Annotated in this window: 15 protein-coding genes; 8 read left to right on the forward strand and 7 right to left on the reverse strand. The window is 69.3% G+C overall.

Translation table 11 applies throughout. From position 1 onward, the window contains the following. Together AB0I59_RS06555 and AB0I59_RS06560 are read right to left on the reverse strand one after the other, a co-directional pair. Positions 1–888 carry an LLM class flavin-dependent oxidoreductase gene (locus tag AB0I59_RS06555; protein WP_358130768.1) on the reverse strand — a complete coding sequence of 296 codons (888 nt, stop codon included), beginning with the start codon at positions 886–888 and terminating at the stop codon, positions 1–3. Further along, positions 885–1,847, reverse strand: coding sequence for an NmrA/HSCARG family protein (locus AB0I59_RS06560; RefSeq protein WP_358130771.1), 963 nt, complete (start codon positions 1,845–1,847; stop codon positions 885–887). The genes AB0I59_RS06555 and AB0I59_RS06560 overlap by 4 nt, the downstream gene beginning before the upstream one ends. Before the next feature lie 84 nt (positions 1,848–1,931). Between AB0I59_RS06560 and AB0I59_RS06565 the strand changes: the two genes are divergently transcribed. Beyond that, positions 1,932–2,540, forward strand: coding sequence for a TetR/AcrR family transcriptional regulator (locus AB0I59_RS06565; protein ID WP_358130774.1), 609 nt, complete (start codon positions 1,932–1,934; stop codon positions 2,538–2,540). Positions 2,541–2,621: 81 nt separating this feature from the next. Here the strand turns inward: AB0I59_RS06565 and AB0I59_RS06570 are convergent, their stop codons facing one another. After that, complete coding sequence (locus AB0I59_RS06570) at positions 2,622–2,939, reverse strand: hypothetical protein (RefSeq protein WP_358130776.1); 318 nt, start codon at positions 2,937–2,939, stop codon at positions 2,622–2,624. A 9-nt stretch (positions 2,940–2,948) separates the two neighbouring features. Here AB0I59_RS06570 and AB0I59_RS06575 point away from each other — a divergent pair, with 9 nt between their 5' ends. The 5 genes from AB0I59_RS06575 to AB0I59_RS06595 all read left to right on the forward strand — a co-directional run bounded on the left by AB0I59_RS06575 (position 2,949) and on the right by AB0I59_RS06595 (position 7,596). Beyond that, positions 2,949–3,218 carry a hypothetical protein gene (locus tag AB0I59_RS06575; protein WP_358130779.1) on the forward strand — a complete coding sequence of 90 codons (270 nt, stop codon included), beginning with the start codon at positions 2,949–2,951 and terminating at the stop codon, positions 3,216–3,218. A 710-nt stretch (positions 3,219–3,928) separates the two neighbouring features. Next, positions 3,929–4,897 carry an ABC transporter substrate-binding protein gene (locus AB0I59_RS06580; RefSeq protein ID WP_358130781.1) on the forward strand — a complete coding sequence of 323 codons (969 nt, stop codon included), beginning with the start codon at positions 3,929–3,931 and terminating at the stop codon, positions 4,895–4,897. Positions 4,898–4,950: 53 nt separating this feature from the next. Beyond that, positions 4,951–5,823 carry an ABC transporter permease gene (locus AB0I59_RS06585; RefSeq protein ID WP_061252567.1) on the forward strand — a complete coding sequence of 291 codons (873 nt, stop codon included), beginning with the start codon at positions 4,951–4,953 and terminating at the stop codon, positions 5,821–5,823. Beyond that, the gene (locus AB0I59_RS06590) at positions 5,820–6,707 is read left to right on the forward strand and encodes an ABC transporter permease (protein ID WP_358130784.1); all 888 of its coding nucleotides are present in this window, start codon (positions 5,820–5,822) and stop codon (positions 6,705–6,707) included. The genes AB0I59_RS06585 and AB0I59_RS06590 overlap by 4 nt, the downstream gene beginning before the upstream one ends. Continuing rightward, positions 6,694–7,596: an ABC transporter ATP-binding protein gene (locus AB0I59_RS06595; protein ID WP_358130787.1), complete on the forward strand. Its 903-nt coding sequence runs from the start codon at positions 6,694–6,696 to the stop codon at positions 7,594–7,596. Before AB0I59_RS06590 ends, AB0I59_RS06595 begins: the two co-directional genes overlap by 14 nt. A gap of 81 nt (positions 7,597–7,677) precedes the next feature. Here AB0I59_RS06595 and AB0I59_RS06600 read toward each other — a convergent pair whose 3' ends face one another. Next, positions 7,678–10,101 carry a carbohydrate-binding module family 20 domain-containing protein gene (locus tag AB0I59_RS06600; protein WP_358130790.1) on the reverse strand — a complete coding sequence of 808 codons (2,424 nt, stop codon included), beginning with the start codon at positions 10,099–10,101 and terminating at the stop codon, positions 7,678–7,680. A gap of 447 nt (positions 10,102–10,548) precedes the next feature. Further along, complete coding sequence (locus tag AB0I59_RS06605; protein ID WP_358130793.1) at positions 10,549–13,344, reverse strand: MFS transporter; 2,796 nt, start codon at positions 13,342–13,344, stop codon at positions 10,549–10,551. A 3-nt stretch (positions 13,345–13,347) separates the two neighbouring features. Between AB0I59_RS06605 and AB0I59_RS06610 the strand changes: the two genes are divergently transcribed. After that, positions 13,348–14,736, forward strand: a complete 1,389-nt coding sequence (locus AB0I59_RS06610) for an alpha-amylase family glycosyl hydrolase (RefSeq protein ID WP_358130795.1) — start codon at positions 13,348–13,350, stop codon at positions 14,734–14,736. A 160-nt stretch (positions 14,737–14,896) separates the two neighbouring features. Here the strand turns inward: AB0I59_RS06610 and AB0I59_RS06615 are convergent, their stop codons facing one another. After that, the gene (locus tag AB0I59_RS06615; protein WP_358130798.1) at positions 14,897–15,934 is read right to left on the reverse strand and encodes a LacI family DNA-binding transcriptional regulator; all 1,038 of its coding nucleotides are present in this window, start codon (positions 15,932–15,934) and stop codon (positions 14,897–14,899) included. Between the two features lie 332 nt (positions 15,935–16,266). Between AB0I59_RS06615 and AB0I59_RS06620 the strand changes: the two genes are divergently transcribed. After that, complete coding sequence (locus tag AB0I59_RS06620; RefSeq protein ID WP_358130801.1) at positions 16,267–19,785, forward strand: pullulanase-associated domain-containing protein; 3,519 nt, start codon at positions 16,267–16,269, stop codon at positions 19,783–19,785. A 73-nt stretch (positions 19,786–19,858) separates the two neighbouring features. Here AB0I59_RS06620 and AB0I59_RS06625 read toward each other — a convergent pair whose 3' ends face one another. Further along, positions 19,859–20,683 (reverse strand): IclR family transcriptional regulator, encoded by an 825-nt coding sequence (locus AB0I59_RS06625; protein WP_358130804.1) that lies wholly within the window; start codon positions 20,681–20,683, stop codon positions 19,859–19,861. Positions 20,684–20,848: the final 165 nt, after the last annotated feature.

Here is a 20,848-nt window from a genome sequence, read left to right on the forward strand (position 1 = left end):
TCAAGTAGACCACCCGGCAGCGGGTTCCGCGCGGTGCGCAGTTGGAGCACCAACGGAATGCGAAGGAAGAATCATGCGACAGCCGGGTTGGTGGGTGGCGCGCGCCGGCGTGGGGTTCGTGCGGGCGTGCGTAGTGGCGGTCGTCAGCATGCTGGTCCTCCTCGGACCAGTTGAACGCCGGCGATGTCGGTCTGCCTGAGGGGAGCGTTGCTCTCGCTGTTCCCTGGCACGAATGTGCGGGATCAGACAAGGAGGTGCGCGGCGAGTTCCGGCAGTTTGAGAGCGGTCGGGGCTCAGCACGCATAGTTGGGTGATGGCCAGGAGCGCGTCGGGGCCGAGTGTCGCCCTGGCGGTGCGGGTGTACTCGACAGGCATGCCCAGCACGTTGGCGCCCCGGGTGCGCTCGGCGGCGAGCGCGAGCATGGTGGGGTCAAGGGCGGCGAGCACGCGGTGGAGCGGGACCGTTGTGGTGGGTGGCCCGAACGGGGCGGCGTCCAGTGTGTCGAGGTAGGAGCGCATCGTTGCCGGTGGTGGGCTGAAGTGGTGGCCGCGGACGTCCTCAGCGAGGCTGGGGTGGCTCTCCCAGAGACCGAGCAGGAATCGCCCGGGGAACGCTTCCTCCAGGGTGCGCTGGGCGGCGGCGGTCGTCACCGCGTCGCGTGCGTAGATGTCGGTCATGCCGGCGGCCACTGTGATCCGCCGGGTGGCTGACAGCAGGATCGCGGCCTGCGCCATGGCCTCTCGCCCCGTGGTCTCGGCGAACCACAGTGTGCTGTAGCCCAGATCCTCGATCGCGGCCGCGGCCTCGCGGACTCCTGCCGCGGGGTAGGTGTCGAGGTCTCCCGCCCAGATCCCAATGCGCCCGAGGGCGCGCTCGCGGGCGCTCACGCCTGCTGCTCCGCGGTGCGCCGGGTGGCCAGGAAGGCGGCGATCTGGGCAGCGCCAGTGCGTTCCAGCCAGGTACGCAAATCCATCGCCCCGGGGTGGATCCGGCGAGTGGCGGGGATGTCCGCGCGGTAGCCGAGTTTGTTGAGCCACTCGTAAGCGAACGCGAAATCCTCGCCGAGGGCCCGGATCGCATCGATCGGGATCTGGGCATACGGCAGCGGGTGTCCGAGCGCGCGTTCGATGGCCGCGGCGATCTGGACCGGCGTGAGCTCGTCCGCCGCCAGCGCGACCGAGCTGCCGATCCACTCCTCGGGCCGGGAGAAAGCCAGCGCGGTGACGAAGCCGACATCGTCCACGGCCATGATCTGCTGAGGGATCTGGGGCGCGAGGGCGGTGGTCAACGCTCCGCCTTGCAGGGCGTATCCGCTCGTGAAGTTCTCCATGAAGGAGACCGGCCGCAGGATCGTCGCGGGTAAGCCGAGCCCGGCGATGTGCTGCTCGATCCGCCACTTGCTGATCAGGTTTCCCGGCAGCGTTTCGCTCTCGTGACGGTCTGCGCCGGCAACCGAGGTGAAGACGAAATGCTCGACGCCGACGGCGTATGCCGCCTCGGCAACGTTGATCCCCCAGCGGACCTCGTCGTCGGCGCTGAAGCCCGGCGCGGTGCCGGGAGAGCCGACGGTGGGCTGGACGCTGAACATGCCGTAGGCGCCTTGCGCCGCGGAGATCAAGGAAGCTACGTCCTCCATCTGCGCCCGCACGATGTGCGCGCCGACGCTCGCCAGCGCCCTGGCCGACGCCCCGTTCGGATCACGCGTGAGCGCGCGCACCTGCCAACCGCTGCTCAGCAGGTGCTGCGTCACCGCGCGACCCTGCAGACCGGTCGCCCCCACCACGACGATGGTCCTAGCTGTCGATTCCACGTCTCTCCTCGACCTCGTCCATGCCGACGAAGGCACCTCCCCATAACTGGGGTGCCCCTCCGGTTATCGCTCGATACGATATGGAGTGCCACCCCAGTTAGCAAGCCGTCAGGAGATCCCGTGCCCAAGGACGCAACCGCCCCGGCTCCGCGGCCAATGCGTGCCGACGCGCGCCGCAACTACAACCGCGTCGTGGCCGCCGCCGAGACCGTCATCGCGGAACACGGCGCCGAGGCCTCCCTGGAGGAGATCGCCCGGCACGCCGGGGTCGGCTCGGCCACCCTCCACCGGCACTTCCCCACCCGGCAGGCCCTTCTGGAAGCCGTTTTCAAGAGCCGAGTAGAGGCCCTCTGCGCCAAGGCGCACGACCTGCTCTCCGATCCCGACCCGGGAACCGCGCTCGTTACCTGGCTTCGCGCCGTCGGCGCACACGCTGTAGCCAACCGCGGCCTCGGGGCCTCACTGATGCGCGGGGCCCGCCACGGCGGCCCAACCTTGGGAAACACCTGCCACACGATGATCGTCAGCGCCGGCGACGAACTCCTTGCGCGCGCCCGCCAAGCGAACGCCGTACGCCCCGAGGCCGCCATTGTCCAGCTACTCAAGCTCGTCAGCGCCATCGCCCTGGCCACCGAGGAGGAACCCGACGGCCCAACCCAGGCCGACCAACTGCTCGACCTAGCCCTCGACGGAGTACGCCTTCACCGAACGTCCCGGCCCCACAAGTGAGGCTCGACAGAGCCCATGATCGCCACGAAGACTCGTTCCGGTGAAGCGCCGGCGATCCCAATCGATTCCGATGCGGATCTCCTACGGAGCCACGCCTATCCTCGGTTGCTCTAAGATCATTAAAATGAAACCGATCACCCCCGTGACCGTTTCAGATGAATGACCGTCGTGAGAGGCGGCCACACGCCTTAACGCCTCTGACAGATGTTCCTCTTCACGGGTTTGGCTGTTGGCGACTTCCTCTACTTCCGCCACCCGCGATCGGAGCGGCTCCGTCCGATGGTTACGGATCTGTAGTTCCCGCGACATCCTGTCCAGGTCGGCGGCAATCTGCTCGCGTTCACTCACCGCCGCGCGGATACTCTCGAGTTCCAACCGCAGGTCGGCCAGATCGGCCATTTCTTCTCCGTGTTCTACGCGGGTCCGCTCAAGGGCGTCGACAGCGGCTCGCCGTTCCCGTCTGAGGTCTTCCAGGCGCTCGTGGATTTCTTCGAGTTGTCGCCGTGCCGCTCGGGTAGCGCGGCCGGTAAGGAGGTCGGGGAGCTGCACGAGCGCGAAGAGGATCATCATCGCGACACCGATCGTCCAGCGCTTCCGCGTGTTACTCAAATCGGTGGCACCAACGAAGTCTCCGGAGAGGCCGACTGCTCCGATCGCGCCGACGACAACGCTTCGTAGGATCCCTAGGAGAATGCGCACCGGCGATCAGTGGCGGGATGGCCGACAGATGTGACCGAGCATCATTTCAACCAGTTGGGCGGCCACACGATCGAGGGTCGCGCGTGGTCGCGCCGTTGACGGTCGCCGCCCACATCCCGGGCCGGAATGGATACCGGCGTTGGAAGGTCTGGCCCATCCTGGTTCTCCCTTTCGAGGGGCAAGGGTGCGGATGGTCATCTCCAAACGATCAATGCGCTCAACGCCGGTTTGCCGTCGGGAACCGCACGAAACTGAGCCTCGATGGGAAATCGCTGTTTCCTGATCCATTCACCTTTTCGTCTCCGGCGGATCACCTCCTCGGAGCCGGCCGCGGTGCGGGGATCGATCGTGTGCGATGGCGCGTGAACCGGCGGAACCGACCGGCGATCCCGACCCGCCGATGAGCGCCGGGGGTTCCATGCCGCCCGCCCGGCTGCTGTCCGATCGTCGGATCAGCGCCCCGACCAAGGAGAAGGCATGCCACTCCCCCGCCGCGCCCTCCGCTGGACACACGCCTCTTCTATGACGTAATACGAGATATTGTTTCGCATATTGACATGGACAGAAGGTTCCTCCTACGTTCGTGCGTACCCCTCAACCCCCCTTCCTGGCCGGCCTCGCCCCATCCCGGAACGGCTCAGCCCTCCGGCGACACGGGCGCGGCACGGCAAGGGAACCAAGGAGTCTGCATGCGAACACGACGCATGGGAGCCCTCACGGCTCTGGTCACAGTCCTTCTCTCCACGGCATGCGGCGGCGACGATTCAGGTGGGACCGCTTCGGGGGGCGGTCCCGCCAAGGTGTCCGTGACCACCTTCGGGTGCGAGATCTGGAACACCTGGGCCACCGCCAAGGGCCTGTTCGCCAAGCACGGACTCGAAGTCGAGTTCGTCAAGTCCACGGGCGGGTCCTCCGCCATCGCCGCCGTACTCTCGGGCGCGGCCGACTTCGGTTACGTCAACGGCTTCACCGCGATCAACGCCTACAACACGGGGTTCCCGATCCAGATGGTCTCCGGCGCGAACGTCAACGCGCTGCCTCCCGCGGAACCGGCCCAGGGCGTCTTCGTCGCCAAGGACTCGCCGATCAAGACGGCCGGCGACCTCGCCGGTAAGAAGATCGCGGTCAACGAGATCAACGGCATCAACCAGATCGCCACGTCGAGCTGGCTCAGCGCCAACGGTGTGGACCCGGCCTCGGTCTCCTTCGTCGCACTGCCGTACGCCGAGCAGGTGACCGCGGTCGTCAACGGCAACGTGGCCGCCGCGCAGATGGGGCACCAGCTGCTCGGAGCCCGGGGCTCGGAGGTGCACAGCATCGCCGACCCGTTCGCCGCCGCGGGCCGCCTCTACATCGCGACGTACGTGACCTCGAAGGACTTCGTCGCCAAGAGTGACGCGGCCAAGAAGTTCCACGAGGCCATCAAGGAGACGATGGCGCAGCTCGGCGACCCGGCGAACACGAAGGAGTCGTTCACGCTGCTGTCGGACTGCAACAAGGTCCCCGCGGAGACGCTGGAGAAGCAGCCGCAGAACGCGCTCGCACCCGACGTCGAGATGGCGACGCTGAACGACATGGCCAAGAAGATGGTCGATCTCAAGCTCATCCCGAAGCAGCCGGACCTCGAGCCCCTCGTCCCCGACTTCGCCCGGTCCTGATGCGGGCGCGCGGTGGACCGGTGGACGACACGAGCGGGAAGGGGACGAGACCGGTGGCGACAGGCGAGCGAACGCGCCCGCAGGCGCCGGACACGCCCGGGACCGGCCCGGATACCTCGTCGGGACAGGCCGCCGGGACCGGCGGGCGCGGACGGGGTCCGCTGCCCGCCTGGGTGCTCGGCGGCGCGGGCGTCGTCACGATGTTCGTGTGCTGGGACCTGGTGGTGCGCCTGGGAGTGATCTCTCCGGACTCGGTCCCCCCTCCCGCTGACACGATGGTGCGCCTGGCCGAGTTACTGGCCGACGCGTCCTTCCTCGGCCAGGTGCTGCAGACCCTGCTGGCCTGGCTGGTTTCCATGCTCCTCGCCTCGGCGGTGGGCGTCCCACTCGGCCTGGTGCTCGGCTACTTCGCCACGTTGTACCGCCCGGCGTCGGCGCTGGTGCACGCGGCCAGATCGATCCCCTCGTCGGCCTTCCTGCCGATCGTGATCCTGCTGTTCGGGCTCGGCCTGCAGATGAAGGTCTCACTGAGTGCCTACGCCGTCTTCTGGCCGATCCTGCTCAACGCGATGTACGGCGTGCGCGACGCGGAGCCGCTGATGCTGACCGCCGGCCGTGCCATGGGGTGGGGCCGGGGAAGGCTCCTGGCCCGGATCGTGTTGCCCTCGGCCGCCCCGGCCATCGCCACCGGTCTGCGGGTGGCCTGCTCGACCGCGCTCATCGTCGTGCTCTCGGCCGAGTTGCTCGGTGCCACCAGCGGCGTCGGAACGGTGATCACGACCTATCAGGAGGCCCAGCGTCCCGACTACGTCTACGCCGGAATCCTGATCATCGGAGTGCTCGGAATGCTGATCTACTACGGGGTCAACCTCGCCGAGCGGCTGCTCGTGCCGTGGGGCCACGCCCAGCGGGGAGCCGACCGGTGAGCGCCGCGAACGGCACGGGCGCCGTCACGCCGCCCGCCGCTCCCTCCGGCGTCTCGGTGGCGGGAGTCGCGGGCCGCGTACTGCGGGGCCTGGCGTGGGCGGGACAGCGGCTGTGGCTGCTCGCCGCCCTGCTGGTGCTCTGGGAGGTGCTCGCCCGCCAGGCGGGATCGCTGTTCATCCCGCCGTTCTCCACGATCGTCACCGCCTTCGCGGACACGTGGCTGTCGGATCGGCCGGTCGCGCTGTTCCTCAGCGACCAGTTCCGGGCCGACGTCCTGCCCAGCCTCGCCCGGCTCGGCGCCGGGTACGGCATGGCGACCGTGATCGGCGTCTGCGGCGGCATCGTGCTGGGTGTGTGGCGCCAGGCGGGCGCGTTCTTCAACCCGCTGATCAGGTTGGGCATGGCGGTGCCCGTCACGATGCTGCTGCCCGTCGCGATCGTGATCTTCGGTATCACGAGTGGGATGAACATCTTCCTGATCGCACTCGGCTGCCTGTGGCCGATCCTGGTCAACACCTATGACGGGATCCGCGGCCTGGACACCACGATGACGACGGCCGCCCGCAGCCTGCGGCTCTCCCCGCGGCGGCACTTCCTCAGCGTGCTGCTCCCCGGCGCGAGCCCGTCGATCGTCGCCGGGATGCGGATCAGCGTTGGCATCGGGCTGGTGCTGATGGTGATCTCGGAGCTCTTCGCTGCCACCGCCGGCCTCGGTTTCTTCATCGTCAACCAGCAGAAGTTGTTCCGCTTCCCGGAACTGTGGTCGGCGATCCTGCTCGTCGCGCTGCTCGGCATCCTGCTCAACGGGATCTTCGAGCTGGCGGAGAGATCGGTCCTGCGCTGGCACCGGGCCGCCAAGGCGGGCGCGGGTGACCGGCGGTGACGGCGGCCACGTGCTCGAACAGAAGGGACATCGTCTCGTGGAAGTCTCGATGACCAAGGACCCCGGCGGCACGACCGGGTCCGCGACGCCGATCCTCGACGTCCGCGGGGTCACCAAGTCCTATCCTTCGCGGCGGGGCGACGTCCTGGCCGTCCGCGGCATCGACTTCGCGGTCCGCCCGGGAGAGTTCGTCTCCGTGGTCGGCCCCTCCGGCTGCGGCAAGACCACCCTGATGATGTGCGTCGCCGGTCTGCTGCCGCTCAGCGGCGGGACGCTCACCTTCCGCGGCAGCCCGATGACCGGCCCGCAGGACGGCGTCGCGGTCGTCTTCCAGGACTACAGCCGCTCCCTGTTCCCGTGGCTGACCGTCGAGAAGAACGTCGCGCTGCCGCTCAGGGACAGGAAGATCCCCCGGCCGGAGATCCGTAGCCGCGTGGGGCAGGCGCTGGAGACCGTCGGGCTCGGACACGCCGCCGGACTCCACCCGTGGCAGCTCTCCGGCGGCATGCAGCAGCGGGTGGCGATCGCCCGCGGGCTGGCCGTACGCCCGGAGATGCTCATCATGGACGAGCCGTTCGCCTCCGTGGACGCGCAGACCCGGGCCAGCCTGGAAGACCTGGTCCTGAGGATCTGGGCCGAGACCGGGACCACCGTGCTGTTCGTCACCCACGACATCGACGAGGCGGTGTACCTCTCCGACCGCGTCGTCGTGCTGTCCCAGGGGCCCTCCATCGTCGTCGCCGACATCCCGGTCGAGTTGCCGCGCCCCCGGGACCAGATCGAGACCAAGCAGATCCCGCTGTTCGGCGCCCTCCGCGCTCAGGTGTTCAACCTGGTGATGGCCTCCGAACGGCGTACCTCCCTCTCGGGACCGGGGGCGCGCGACTGAGCACCGGTGTCCGCCCGTCACGGGCGGACACCGACGGTGGCCGGTCCGTGAAGGTCCGGCCGCCGTCGGTCTGGTTGGGGGCTACTTCCAGGTGTCGTTGCTGGTGTGGGTTCCGGTGGCCGGGGTGGTGAAGCTCCGGTTGGAGCCGGACTCCCAGGTCACGGCGCCGTCGGGGTTCTTCTTGACGTACTTGTACTCGACGGCGGTGTTGGGGGGCAGGTTGACCGCCACCCGCCAGATCGGGTAGCCGGCCGAGGACAGGGCGATCGCCTGGTTGGGATCCCAGCCACCGAGGGCGGGGACGTTACCGACGACGAAGACGTTCTGGCCGTACCAGGTGGTGACGTCGGCGTTGAAGTAGGTGGCGATCTGCGAGGCGGTGTCGCCGCGGAAGGTCTCGGTGACGGCGTGGGTTCCGCTCGCGGGGGTGGTGAAGGCCCGGTTGGAGCCGGACTCCCAGGTCACGGCGCCGGCGGTGGTCTTCTTGATGAACTTGTACTCCACCGCGGTGGACTTGGGCAGCTCGATGACGCCGGAGTACAGGTTGTCGCCCTGCGCGGTCAGCTTGATCGCGTCCGCCGGGGCCCACGACCCGAGGGCCGGGATGTCGCCGACGACGTAGAGGTTCTGGTCGGCGGCCGCGGTCGCGGTGACGGTGAACGTGGTGGCGATCTTGTCGCTGACGGGCGGGGGCACGTAGGTGTCGGTGCGGGTGTCGGTGCCGCTCGCCGGGGTGGTGAAGGTCCGGTTGGCGGCCTCCTGCTCCACCACGGTCGCGCCGTTCTTGATCAGGTACTTGTAGGAGACGGCGGTGGAGGCGGGCAGTTCGACGGTGGTCTTGTAGGTGCCGCCGCCGTTGGCGGTCAGCGCGACCGAGTTCGTGGTGCTGCCGCCGCCGAGGGCCGGGACGTTCCCGACGACGTGCAGGGTCTGTCCGGCGGCGAGGTCGGCGCTGACGGTGAAGGTCGTCGCGACCTTGGTGATGTCCGCCTTGGCGTTGACGTGGATCGCGACCGCGTTGTTGGCGGGGATGGTCACGGCGGCCTGGCCCCCGGAGACCGTGACCTTCGTGCCGGTGCAGCCGGTGGTGGTGGCGGCGCCGGAGATGACGTCGCAGTACTCGCCGTCGGCCAGGCCGGTGGTGAACTGCGCGGTGGAGGCGCTGCCGGAGTCGTTGATGCCGATCCAGGCGCGGTTGCCGCGGTGGAAGCCGATGACGTTGTTGTTGACGACCTTGAAGTCGGAGACGGACGTGACGCTCTTGGCGGCGTTGGCCCAGCCGACCATGCCCTTGATGCCGGTGGACTGGGTGAGGCAGTTCCAGCTGCTACCGCAGGAGGTGTCGGTGACGAACCCGTTGCCGTCGGAGGGCGGGGACTGGTTGCGGTTGCTGTAGGTGAAGCTGTCGTAGACCGACGGCTTGCCGTGCGGGTAGGCCAGCACGAAGTAGTTGGCCAGGGTGTAGTCGGTGCCGTCGCGCCAGGAGAGGGTGGCGCCGTCACGCTCGAGGTCGTGGTTGGTGACCATGGCGAAGACGTTGGCGCTCGGGGCGTCCAGGTTCCAGTTCGGGAGGTTGGCCAGGTTGGAGATCGAGCCCTGGAACTGGGCCTTGACGCCCTTGGCGTAGGCGAAGTCCAGGACGTCGCCGTTGCCGATGAACGCCCGGGCCTTCAGCGCGTCGTTGGTGGCGCCGTCGAAGATCTCCTGCGCGACGTACGGGCGCTTGCCCTCGGCGACGGTGTTGTTCAGCTTGCCGAGGATCGCGGCGAAGTCGCTCTTCTTGATGTGCTTGACGGCGTCGACGCGGAACCCGTCCACGCCGAGCCCGATGAGGTCGTTCAGGTAGTCCGCGATCTTGTTACGGACGTACTCCTTCTCGGTGTACAGGTCCGACAGCGCCAGCAGTTCGCAACTGGTCACCTGGGACTCGTTGTTCCAGTCGTTGATGCCGCCGGAGGTCGGGCAGTTGTCACCCGGGTGGTGGAAGTCGCCGTTCCCGTACGGGACGGCCGGGTAGCTGTAGCCGGTGAAGGAGGTCCCGGCGTAGCCGGTCACTCCGCCGGGGTTGTTCGTCCCCGCCATGTGGTTGACGACGGCGTCGACGTAGACGCGTACGCCCGCGTTGTGGCAGGCCGTCACCATCGAGGCGAACTGGGCCCGGTTGCCGAACCGGGATTCGAGCTTGTAGGAGACCGGCTGGTACACCTCGTACCACGGGTGCACCCCGTCACTGCTGTTGGGGAGGCTGACCGATTCCTGCGGCGGCGCGACCTGGACCGCGCCGAAACCCGCCGGGCCGAGGTGATCGGTGCAGGCGGCCGAGACGGACTTCCAGTTCCATTCCCACAGGTTGGCCGTCACCACGCTGTCGTTCAGCGTGACCGCGGCGTTCGCGGGAGTCGCGGCGACCGCGACGGCCACCGGGGTGATGCCGAACGCGGCGACCGCGGCGGCGAGGAGGACATGACGGACTCTGCTGCGCAGGCGTGACCTAGCTCGTTCCATGGGGGGATGGCCTACTTCCGGAGACGATGGCGCTTGGGGGGCGGGACGGCCGTCCGTGTAGCAGAACAATCTTCGATCTCCGCAAGGATTGCAAGAGATTTCAGCAAGATTTCTGAAACTTGCCGGTAACGCTGCATTCACATACATTCCGCCGTCACCAGCGGCCGCATATGGCGCCAGGGCAAGCCGGAACGCCGACGGGAGATCGGTGATCGGGCACACCGAAACACCGAAATACTTAGACACCGAGACACCCGGCACCGAGACGCCGAGACGCCGAGACTCCGAGATGATCTCTTGGCGGGCGGGTGGCTCGACATTCCGTTCCGGCGTCGTGCCGGCGCACGCCTCGGTCCCGATGCCCGGCCGCGCCGAATGGAGGGCGGCTTCGACCGCGTACGCCCCCCCCGGCACGCTCGGCGGCGACGCCCTCTGGAGGAACCAGGGTCAGCGGCGGTTCCGGACGCTCTCGAAGCCGATCAGGTCGTCGGGGACGGCGTCCGGGACCTCCTCGTCGAACCTGGCCAGCGCGCGTACCCGCGTCGAGACGAGCGCGATCGTGGCGATGGCCAGGGCGAAGCACACGTACATGAACCCGATTCCGCGGCCCGCGCCGATGCCGATCACCGCGCCGACCGTACCGGCCAGCGGCCCGTCCGGGGCGAGCAGCGGCTCGAACACGGAGGCTCCGTACGGTGCCACCAGACCGAACCCGATCGGCAGGGTCGACCAGGCGACCAGGGTGTTGAGCGCGATGACCCTGCCGTGGAACCGCTGCGGCACCTTCACCTGGATGATCGTCGCGTAGATCCCGTTGACCAGGGTGAGGCACAGGGACATGCCGAACGCGCCCGCCGCGATCAGCGTCAGATCGGCCCGCACACCGGTGACAAGGCAGGCGACCGACAGGGCGAGGGTCGCCGTCAGCACCCCGCGTAGCCTGCGCCGCCGCGGCCCGCCCCACGCGGTCATGGCCAGACCGCCGACGAACGCCCCCAGTCCCCCGGCGAACGACACCCGCCCGACCTCGGGGACCCCCGCGAACGCCAGGACCAGCGGCGAGATCATCAGGAACAGCGGCGAGAGGAACACGTTCAGCACGGCGAAGAAGCCGAGCATGCCGCGGAATCCCCGGTTGCCCCAGGAGTAGCGCAACCCGTGGAGGATCTCCGTCCCGATGGACTCCCGCCGGGTCGCGGCCATCGTCTTCGGGAAGCGGGTCACCAGGACGACCCCGACGGCCAGGACGTAACTCACCACGTCGATGACCAGGATGCCGTCGATGCCGATGACGGCCATCAGGCCGACAGCGACCAGCGGCACGACGAGCTGGGCCGTACCGGTGGCCATCTGCATGACGCCGTTGGCGTGGCCGAGGAAGCGTTTCGGCACGAGCTGCGGTATCGCCGAGGTGTACGCCAGCCGCTGGAACGTCAGGGCGACCGACAGCAACGCGAGCAGCGGGTAGACGTGCCAGGTCTGCAGGTTCCCGGTCCACAACAGGATCCCGAAGGTCAGCTGCGTGCCGCCGGCTCCGATGTCTCCCGCGAGCAGCACCCTGCGGCGGTCGAGCCGGTCCACGAGCGCCCCGGCCAGCGGCGACACCAGCATGCCCGGCACCAGCCCGAGCACCGCGAGCAGCGCGAAGCTGACCAGCGAGCCGATCGTGGTGTAGATCCAGACCGGGATGGCGAACTCGGTCAGCGCCGACCCGATGATGGACACGAGCTGTCCGACCGCGACCAGTCCGAACCGCCGCATGCTCGGGCGTGGTCCGCCGCCCGGTTCCTCAGCGGTACGGAATACCGGGCTCCGGCCCGCCGGGGGCCGGTCCGCCGGGGGCCGGTCCGCCGGGGTTCGCACCGACACTCCGTGCAGCCACCAGGTGGACCGGTCGGTACGGCTGAGCCGTTCCGGCTGTCCTTCGGCGATCGCCTGATGGGTGGAGGTGAGGATCTCGGCCAGCTCCTCCGCCCGATACTTCACGAAGAAATGGCCCGCTTCGTCCAGGACGGCCACGCCGGTGACGTCCGTCAGCAGATGCCACTCGCGGAAACGTTCCTGGTAGAACTCGGTGGCCGGGTCGCGGTCGCCCGCCACAGAGATGATCGGGGCGCGGAGCGGCTCGGCCCCCTCCTCGAACAGCCGGGTGAAATAGCGCTCCGCCTCCTTCGTCCCCTTGCGCCGGTTGTCGATCACCAGCGTGAGCTGGTCCCGGCCCAGCTCGTCGACGTCCAGGCCGGCCGCCTGCAACGCGTTGGCCCACAGTTGGTCACTGCGCAGCCGGTCGGTCAGCTCCGACCATGCCCCCGCGATCCGGGACAACCGGGTCTTGACCCGGGCGAACGGGAAGATGCCTCCCAGGTAGACCGCGTCGACCTCGCGTCCGGCCGCCTCCAGGGCGCGGGCGATCTCCACGGTGAGCATCACACCCAGCCCGCAGTGGCCGTACAGCGTGAGCGGGCCGGTCACGTTGGCCAGGATCTCCTGGACGCATTCGGCGGCGACCTCGTCCAGCGGCCTGGCCTGCTCGCCCAGCTCGTGCCCGGGGACGGCGATGGAGAAGAGCGCCCATCCGTCGGGAAGCGCGTCCGCCAGCGGCTTGTAGATCACCGCGCTGCCCCCGCCGTACGGCGCGCAGACCAGCGTGTCCGTGGTCGGCCGGTCCGGGGTGAGGCGGTGCAGGAGCCTGCGCGGGCCGTCCTCCCCCTGCTCGGCCAGCCGGCCCAGCTCGCGCACGGTGGGATGGCGGAACAGGTCCATGATGGTGATCCGGCGTTCCGGCGCGACCGCGCGCATCCGGGCGACGACCTGCATGGCCAGCAGGGAGTGCCCGCCCAGCTCGAAGAAGTCGTCCAGCGCGCCGACGCGTGGCACGCCGAGGACACCGGCCCAGATCGCGGTGACGGCCTCCTCCATCGGCGTCGCGGGCGGCGTGTACTCCGCCTCTCCGGCAGGTTCGCCACCGGGATCGGGCAACGCGGCCCGGTCCACCTTGCCGTGCGACTTCAGCGGCAGAGTGGCCAGCCAGACGTAGCGGGACGGGATCATGTAGTCGGGCAGCAGCGCGCGCAGCGTCTCGCGCAGCCGCGCGGCGTCCGGGCGGGACTCGGCATCCGGGTGGCCGAGGTAGGCGACCAGGCGGTCTCCCCGCAGTTCCACCACCGCCTGGGCGACCCCGGGCAGCCCGGCGAGCACCGATTCGATCTCACCCAGCTCGACCCGGTATCCCCTGATCTTCACCTGGTGGTCGGTACGGCCGAGGAACTGCAGGTCGCCGCCGGGCAGCCAGCGGCCGAGGTCGCCGGTCCGGTACAGCCGAGCGCCGGGCCCGCCGTAGGGGTCGGGGACGAACCGGTCGGCGGTGAGGCCCGGCCTGCCCAGGTATCCCCGGGCCAGCCGCGCGCCGCCGAGATAGATTGCTGGCTGCACGACGACCTGGCCGACTTCAACACCGAGAACGCCGAGGTCCAGAAATACCTGATCGACGCCTACAACCGGTACATCGACATGGGCGTCGACGGCTTCCGCGTGGACACCGCGGTGCACATCCCGCGGGTCACCTGGAACCGCCGCTTCCTGCCCGCCCTCTACGACCACATCACCGCGAAGTTCGGCGCGCGGGCGGCCAAGGACTTCTACGTCTTCGGTGAGGTCGCCGCGTTCGTGAACGACAAGTGGAACCGCGGCTCGGTCAACCACTCCGCGCAGTTCTACACGTGGAAGGAGCGCAAGGAGTACAGCGCGGACGACGCGGCGGCGGCGCTGGAGCAGTACAACTACGAGCAGCAGCTCGGAACGGGCAACCAGCCCACCAGCACCAACGCGTTCCTGAACGGCAACGCCTACCACGCGCCCGACCACACGAAGTTCTCCGGCATGAACATCATCGACATGCGCATGCACATGAACTTCTCGGACGCGCAGAACGCCTTCAACAACGGCAAGGACTCCGACGACAGCACCAACGACGCCACCTACAACGCCGTCTACGTCGACTCGCACGACTACGGGCCGAACAAGTCGGGCTTCCGCTACAGCGGCGGCACCGACGCCTGGGCCGAGAACATGAGCCTGATGTGGACGTTCCGCGGCATCCCTACCCTCTACTACGGATCGGAGATCGAGTTCCAGAAGGGCAAGCAGATCGACTGCGGACCCACCTGCCCGCTGGCGAACACCGGCCGCGCGTACTACGGCGGCAACATCGAGGGCGACGTCACGGCGAGCGACTTCGGGGTGGTCTCCAGCGCCTCCGGCGCGGTGGCGAACACGCTCAGCCAGCCGCTGGTCAAGCATGTGCAGCGGCTCAACCAGATCCGCCGGGCGATCCCCGCCCTGCGGAAGGGCCAGTACTCCACCGAGGGCGTGTCCGGCCAGATCGCCTACAAGCGCCGGTTCACCGACGGATCGGTGGACAGCTTCGTCCTGGTGACCGTCTCCGGGAACGCCACCTTCACCGGCATCCCGAACGGCACCTACGTGGACGCGGTCACCGGGGACAGCAAGACCGTCACCGGCGGAACCCTTTCGATCAACCTGAGCGGCAAGGGCAACATGCGTGCCTACGTGCTCAGCCTGTCCGGCCACCCGGCCCCTGGCAAGATCGGAACCGACGGGCCCTACCTGAAGTGAAGCGCGACCAGGTGTGGGCGGCGGCCGCCGCCCACACCGGGCGACGGCCGTGCGCGGCTCCAGGGCTCTTCGGTCTGTTTGGGATCGAAGGTCACGACCGGCTCCGGGCCGACCGCCCGGCCGCTTCACCGCACGCGTCCCGCGCCGCGCTGTGGTGGTCCTAGTCCTCCGTCTTGGCGTCACCCGTCTTGGTGGGGACCGGGCCGGTGGAGCGGCGGACCACCAGCTCGGGCCGGTACAGCAGCTCGGTCCGCGGTGCCCGGACGCCGCCGATCTCCTCCAGCAGGTTCTCCACCGCGGCCAGTCCCATGTCGCGGACCGGCTGGCGCAGGGTGGTGAGCGGCGGATCGAGGTAGGCGGTCATCGGGGAGTCGTCGAACCCGACGATCGAGACATCCTCGGGGACGCGCAGGTCGCGCTGGCGGGCGCCGCGGATGGCGCCGATGGCCATGATGTCGCTGCCGCAGCAGATGGCGGTGCAGCCGCGGTCGAGCAGCTGCTGAGCGGCGGACTGGCCTCCCTCGATGGTGAAGAGCGAGGGGACGACGAGGTCGTCGGTGTCGGTGACCCCGGCGTACTCGGCCATGGCGCGGCGGAACCCGGCGATTTTGCGGATGGAGGGAACGAAGCGTTCCTGGCCGACGGCCAGGCCGATCCTGCGGTGGCCGAGGGAGACCAGATGGCTGACGGCCATGTCGAGGGCGGCGGCGTCGTCGTTGGAGATGAAGGGCGCGTCGATGTCGGGGCGGTAACCGTTGATCAGGACCATGGGCAGGCCGAGCCCGATCAGGCGGCGGTAGCGGGCCCGGTCGGAGCGGGAGTCGGCGTGCAGGCCGTTGACGAAGACGATGCCGGAGACGCCGCGTTCGAGCAGGAGGTCGGTGTAGTCGTCCTCGGTGATGCCGCCGGGGGTCTGGGTGCAGAGCACGGCGGTGTATCCGGACAGGACGAGCGCGCTTTCTATCACCTGGGCGAACGCCGGGAAGATCGGGTTGGTGAGCTCCGGGACGATCAGGCCGATCAGTCCGGCGTGTTGCTGGCGGAGTTTGGCGGGGCGCTCGTACCCGAGGACGTCGAGAGCGGTGAGGACCGCCTGTCGTGTCGCGGCGGCCACGCCTGGCTTGCCGTTGAGCACCCGGCTGACAGTCGCCTCACTCACGCCCGCGTGGGCGGCGACGTCGGCGAGTCTCATTGTCATGGCGGCTAACTTACCTTTCTTGCACCAGGCCGCATCTCGCCTTGTGGATGGTACGGCGGTGCGGTGCAGCGAGTGGCGCGCCATGTCATGGCCCGCCGGGACACCGGTTTTGCTGTCAATTCTTTCACTGCTTGCAGAGCTGGACGGCCCCGATTCCGGCGCGATGCCTGCCCACGCGGAATCCGGGGTGCACCAGACCGAAGCCCGGGTCCGCCCGGCAGCAGCCGCAGATCGCGAAGCCCCGCGCGAACGGACTGAAAGTTCTTGCAGAGTTTGCGGAAGGCCTGTAGCTTTCGGAAAATCACGAAATCCGAACATGCCCTGGAGGCACCGTGCCCGTGCACCCCCCACGACGGCGACGGCCGACACCGTTCCGGCTGCTCGGCTCGGTGCTCGCCGCGACCGTCGCCGCGCTCCCCCTCCTGCCCATCACCCCGGCCTCCGCGTACGGCTCCCCGCATGGACAGCCCGCGCACCCGGTCAAGGGCGGCCCCAGCCGTACCAGCGAGCCGGGCGACCGGCAGCTCGCCCGCAGCGGCGAACGGCCCGCGCTGAGCCGCGAGCGGTTCTACTTCGTGATGACCGACAGGTTCGCCAACGGCTCCGCGGACAACGACCGCGGCGGGTTGGCCGGCGACCGCCTCACCACCGGATTCGACCCCACCGACTCCGGCTTCTACCAGGGCGGCGACCTCGACGGGATAGTGAGACGACTCGACTACATCAAGGGCCTCGGCACCACGGCCATCTGGCTCACCCCGTCGTTCCAGAACCGGCCCGTCCAGGGCACCGGGGCGAACGCCTCCGCCGGATACCACGGCTACTGGATCACCGACTTCACCCGCGTCGACCCCCACCTGGGCACCAACGCGGACATGAAGAAGCTGGTGAAGGAGGCCCATCGGCGGGGCATGAAGGTCTTCTTCGACATCATCACCAACCACACCGCCGACGGCATCGACTACCGCGAGAAGCAGTACGGCTACCGCGGCACGAAGGCATACCCGTACCTGGACGCCGACGGCAGACCGTTCGACGACCGGGACCACGCCGACGGCACGACACCGTTCCCGAGGGTGGACTCCGGCTCTTTCCCCTACACCCCGGTCCCGGTGCCCGGGGTCACCAAGTCGCCGGCCTGGCTGAACGACCCGACGATGTACCACAACCGCGGCGACTCCACCTTCGCCGGGGAGAGCTCCGAGTACGGCGACTTCGTCGGCCTGGACGATCTGTGGACCGAACGGCCCGAGGTCGTCAAGGGCATGACCGACATCTACACCACCTGGGTCCGGGAGACCGGCATCGACGGCTTCAGGATCGACACCGCCAAGCACGTGAACATGGAGTTCTGGCGGCGCTTCGCCCCGGACGTCAAGGGCTACGCCGAACGGCTGGGCGACAAGGACTTCTTCATGTTCGGCGAGGTCTTCACCGACGACCCGCGGACCACGTCGCTCTATTCGACCACCGGTGGGATGAGCGCGGTGCTCGACTTCCCGTTCCAGTCGGCGGCCAGGGCGTACGCCTCCCAGGGCGCCGGGGCGGCGACGCTGAGCGCGCTCTACCGGGCCGACGACTACTACACCGACGCCGACTCGAACGCGTACTCGCTGCCCACCTTCCTCGGCAACCACGACATGGGCAGGTTCGGCTACTTCCTCAAGCGGGACAACCCGCAGGCCGGTGACGCCGAGCTGCTGCGCCGCGACCTGCTGGCGCACGAGCTGATGTACCTCACCCGGGGCCAGCCGGTCGTCTACTACGGCGACGAGCAGGGGTTCACCGGCCAGGGCGGGGACAAGGCCGCCCGCGCCTCGATGTTCGCGTCGCGGACCGCCGCCTACCTGTCGGACGACCTGATCGGCACCACGGCCACGCACGCCCAGGACAACTTCGTCGTCCGGCATCCGCTGTACCAGGGCATCTCGGCGCTGGCCGCACTCACCGACCGGCATCCGGCGCTGCGTGACGGCGCCCAGATCGAACGGCTCAGCGACGGCGGCGTCTACGCCTTCTCCAGGCTCGAAGCCGACAGGCGGATCGAGTACGTGGTGGCTCTCAACAACGGCTCCGCCGCCCGGCGGGTGAAGGTCCCCACTTACTCGGCGCGGACCGCGTTCACCCCGATCTACCCGAACGGCGGCGCCCCGGTGACGACCGGAGCCGACCGCACACTGGACATGACCGTCCCGGCGCTGTCCGCGGTGGTGTACCAGGCCGGGAAGCCGATCCCCCATCCCGCGGCGGCGCCCGATATCGGCGTCACGCTGCCGGACGACCGGCTGACCGGCCGGGCCGAGATCACCGCCGACGTACCGGGCGGCGGCTTCGACCAGGTCACGTTCGCCGTGAAGGTCGGCACCGGCCCGTGGACGGTGCTGGGCACCGACGACGCCCGGCCGTTCCGGGTGTTCCACGACGTCGGCGACCTCGCGGCCGGGACGTCCGTGACGTACAAGGCCGTGGTCCGCGACTCGGCGGGCCGGATCGCCTCGGCGAAGGCGTCGGCGACGGTGGCCGCGCAGCCCCCGGTCGAGGAGCCCGGCGAGCAGCGGCGCGACTGGCTGGTGGTGCACTACCAGCGGCCCGGCGGCGACTACGACGGCTGGGGCCTGCGGGTCGACGGCGACGTCGCCCAGCCCTCCGCCTCGGACGCCCCGGTGCCGCTGTCCGGGCAGGACGCCTACGGACGGTTCGCCTGGATCAGGCTCAAGCCCGGCGCCGACGCCGTCACCCTGACCGTGCGGAACGGCGACCAGTCGGACGGCGCGCCACGTACCGTCGATCCGGGGCGTAACGCCGAGATCTGGCTGACCCAGGGCAAGGATGACGCGGCCACGTCCCTGGCGGAGGCGCGCGGATACGCGACCGTCCACTACCGGCGGCCGGACAAGACGTACGACGGCTGGGGCCTGCACCTGTGGGGCGGCGGGCTCGCCGACGGGGCCGCGACCGAGTGGAACGCGCCGCGTCCCGCCGACGGCCAGGACGAATACGGTGTCTACTGGAAGGTCCCGATCAGGGACGCCGAAGCTCCGGTCAACTTCATCATCCACAAGGGCGACCAGAAGGACCCGGGCGGCGATCAGTCGCTGCTGCCGTCCGCGCAGCCGGACGGATGGGTCGACTCGGGCGTCACGGCGGTGCGTCCCACCAGGGCGGCCGCCGACAATGTGGCGATCCTGCACTACAGCCGGCCGGACGGCGACTACGAGGGGTGGGGCGCGCACGTCTTCGGGAGCGGCGCGGCCCAGCCGACCGAGTGGGACACGCCGCTGGCCCCGGCGGGCCGCGACGGCTTCGGCGCGTACTTCGCCGTGCCGCTGACTGACGGCGCGTCGACCATCAGCTACATCCTGCACAAGGGCGGCGAGAAGGACCTGCCCGACGACCAGGTGCTGGAGTTCGCCGCGTACGGCAACGAGGTCTGGATCCAGGCCGCCACGCCGGGGTACGTGCTGCCGCAGACCGGCGGGCGCGGTCTGGATGCCGACCTTTCCGCCGTCAAGGCGCACTGGATCGACGGCACGACGTTGGCGTGGGACATCAGGCCACTGAGCACCGGCCGGTACGCCATGGTCTACTCGCCGAAGCGGGACCTGGCGATCAAGGACGGCGAGCTGACCGGCGACGTGCACGTGCTCCGGCTGGTGCCGGTCGCGGGCGGGCTGACCCCTGACCAGCGGGAGAGTCATCCCGATCTCGCGTCGTACGCCGCCTTCACCGTGGACCCGCGCGACACCGGCCGGGTGTCCGCGGCCGTCGCGGCGCAACTCGCCGCCACCGAGCGTGCCGCCGACGGGCGGCTGCTCACCGCGACGGGGGTGCGGATCGCGGCGCCCAGGTGACCGACGAACACGGTCTCGCCGCCGATGGAGTCGATCCCCGGCCGGCTGATGGCGGCACGAACGCGGCCGGCCGTCAGCCGGCCGGGCAGCCGAGCAGGGTGGAGATCTCCTGGCTCGTCCGCGCGGCCGGCGGGCGAAGCTCTCTGATGATGCGCTGGGTCGACCAGTCGCGCGCCTGCACCGCGATGTTCAGGCCCGCGACGACCCGGCCCGAGGCGTCGCGAACCGGTACGGCGACAGAGCGCAGGCCGAAGGCGAGCTCCTCGTCCTGGATGGCCCACCCGTCCCTGCGAATGGCCGTGAGCTCCCCGCGCAGTTCGTCAAGCGACAGCTTGGCGTTGGGCCCGTGCGCCGGGCCGAAGGAGCCGGCCGTGACACGAGACGCCAGCTCGTCGTCGTCGAGGTGGGCGAGCAGCAGCTTGCCGATCGAGGTGTAGACCGCGGGCAGGGTGGAGCCGACCTGGATGTTGGCCGTCACCAGGTCGGAGTTGCGCAGGCGGATCAGGTAGAGCACCTGGTCGCCGGTGAGCACGCACAGATTGACGGTCTCCCCGGTGGCCTCGGCCAGCGCCTGCAGGCCGGGAGCGGCGATCTCCACCAGGTCCATGCCGCGCAGCGCGGCCGTCCCCAGGGTGAGCACGCGCACGCCGGGCCGGTAGTCGCCGTTCGGCAGGTGGACGAGATAGCCCTCCGCGGCCAGCGTCATCACCATGCGGTAGGTGGTCGGCAGGGGCATGCCGGTGGCCGCGGCCATGTCACTGACCCGCCAGACCGGCTGCTGCTCGGTGAAGAGCGACAGCAGGCGGAGGCCCTTGGCCAGGGCCTCGATGCGGTACTCCGGCCGGGGGCCGGCCTCGGTCGCCTGCGCGTTCTGGGCCTGCCGTCGCCTGGCGGGCATGCCACGCCCCTCGCTCTCTCGCACCGTCCCCGGCGGCGCGGCCGCAGCGGCCGCATGAAGACAACCTACTTTCGAGGGGCGAGAATACCACGCGCACGCCAGCGTGTACGGATACGCACCGTGGACAACTCCGATGACACGGGTCTAGCATCGGCGCCACCTAAA

Origin of the sequence: Microtetraspora glauca (genome assembly GCF_040656155.1) — a bacterium.
In the GTDB taxonomy this organism is placed as follows: Bacteria; Actinomycetota; Actinomycetes; order Streptosporangiales; family Streptosporangiaceae; genus Microtetraspora; species Microtetraspora glauca.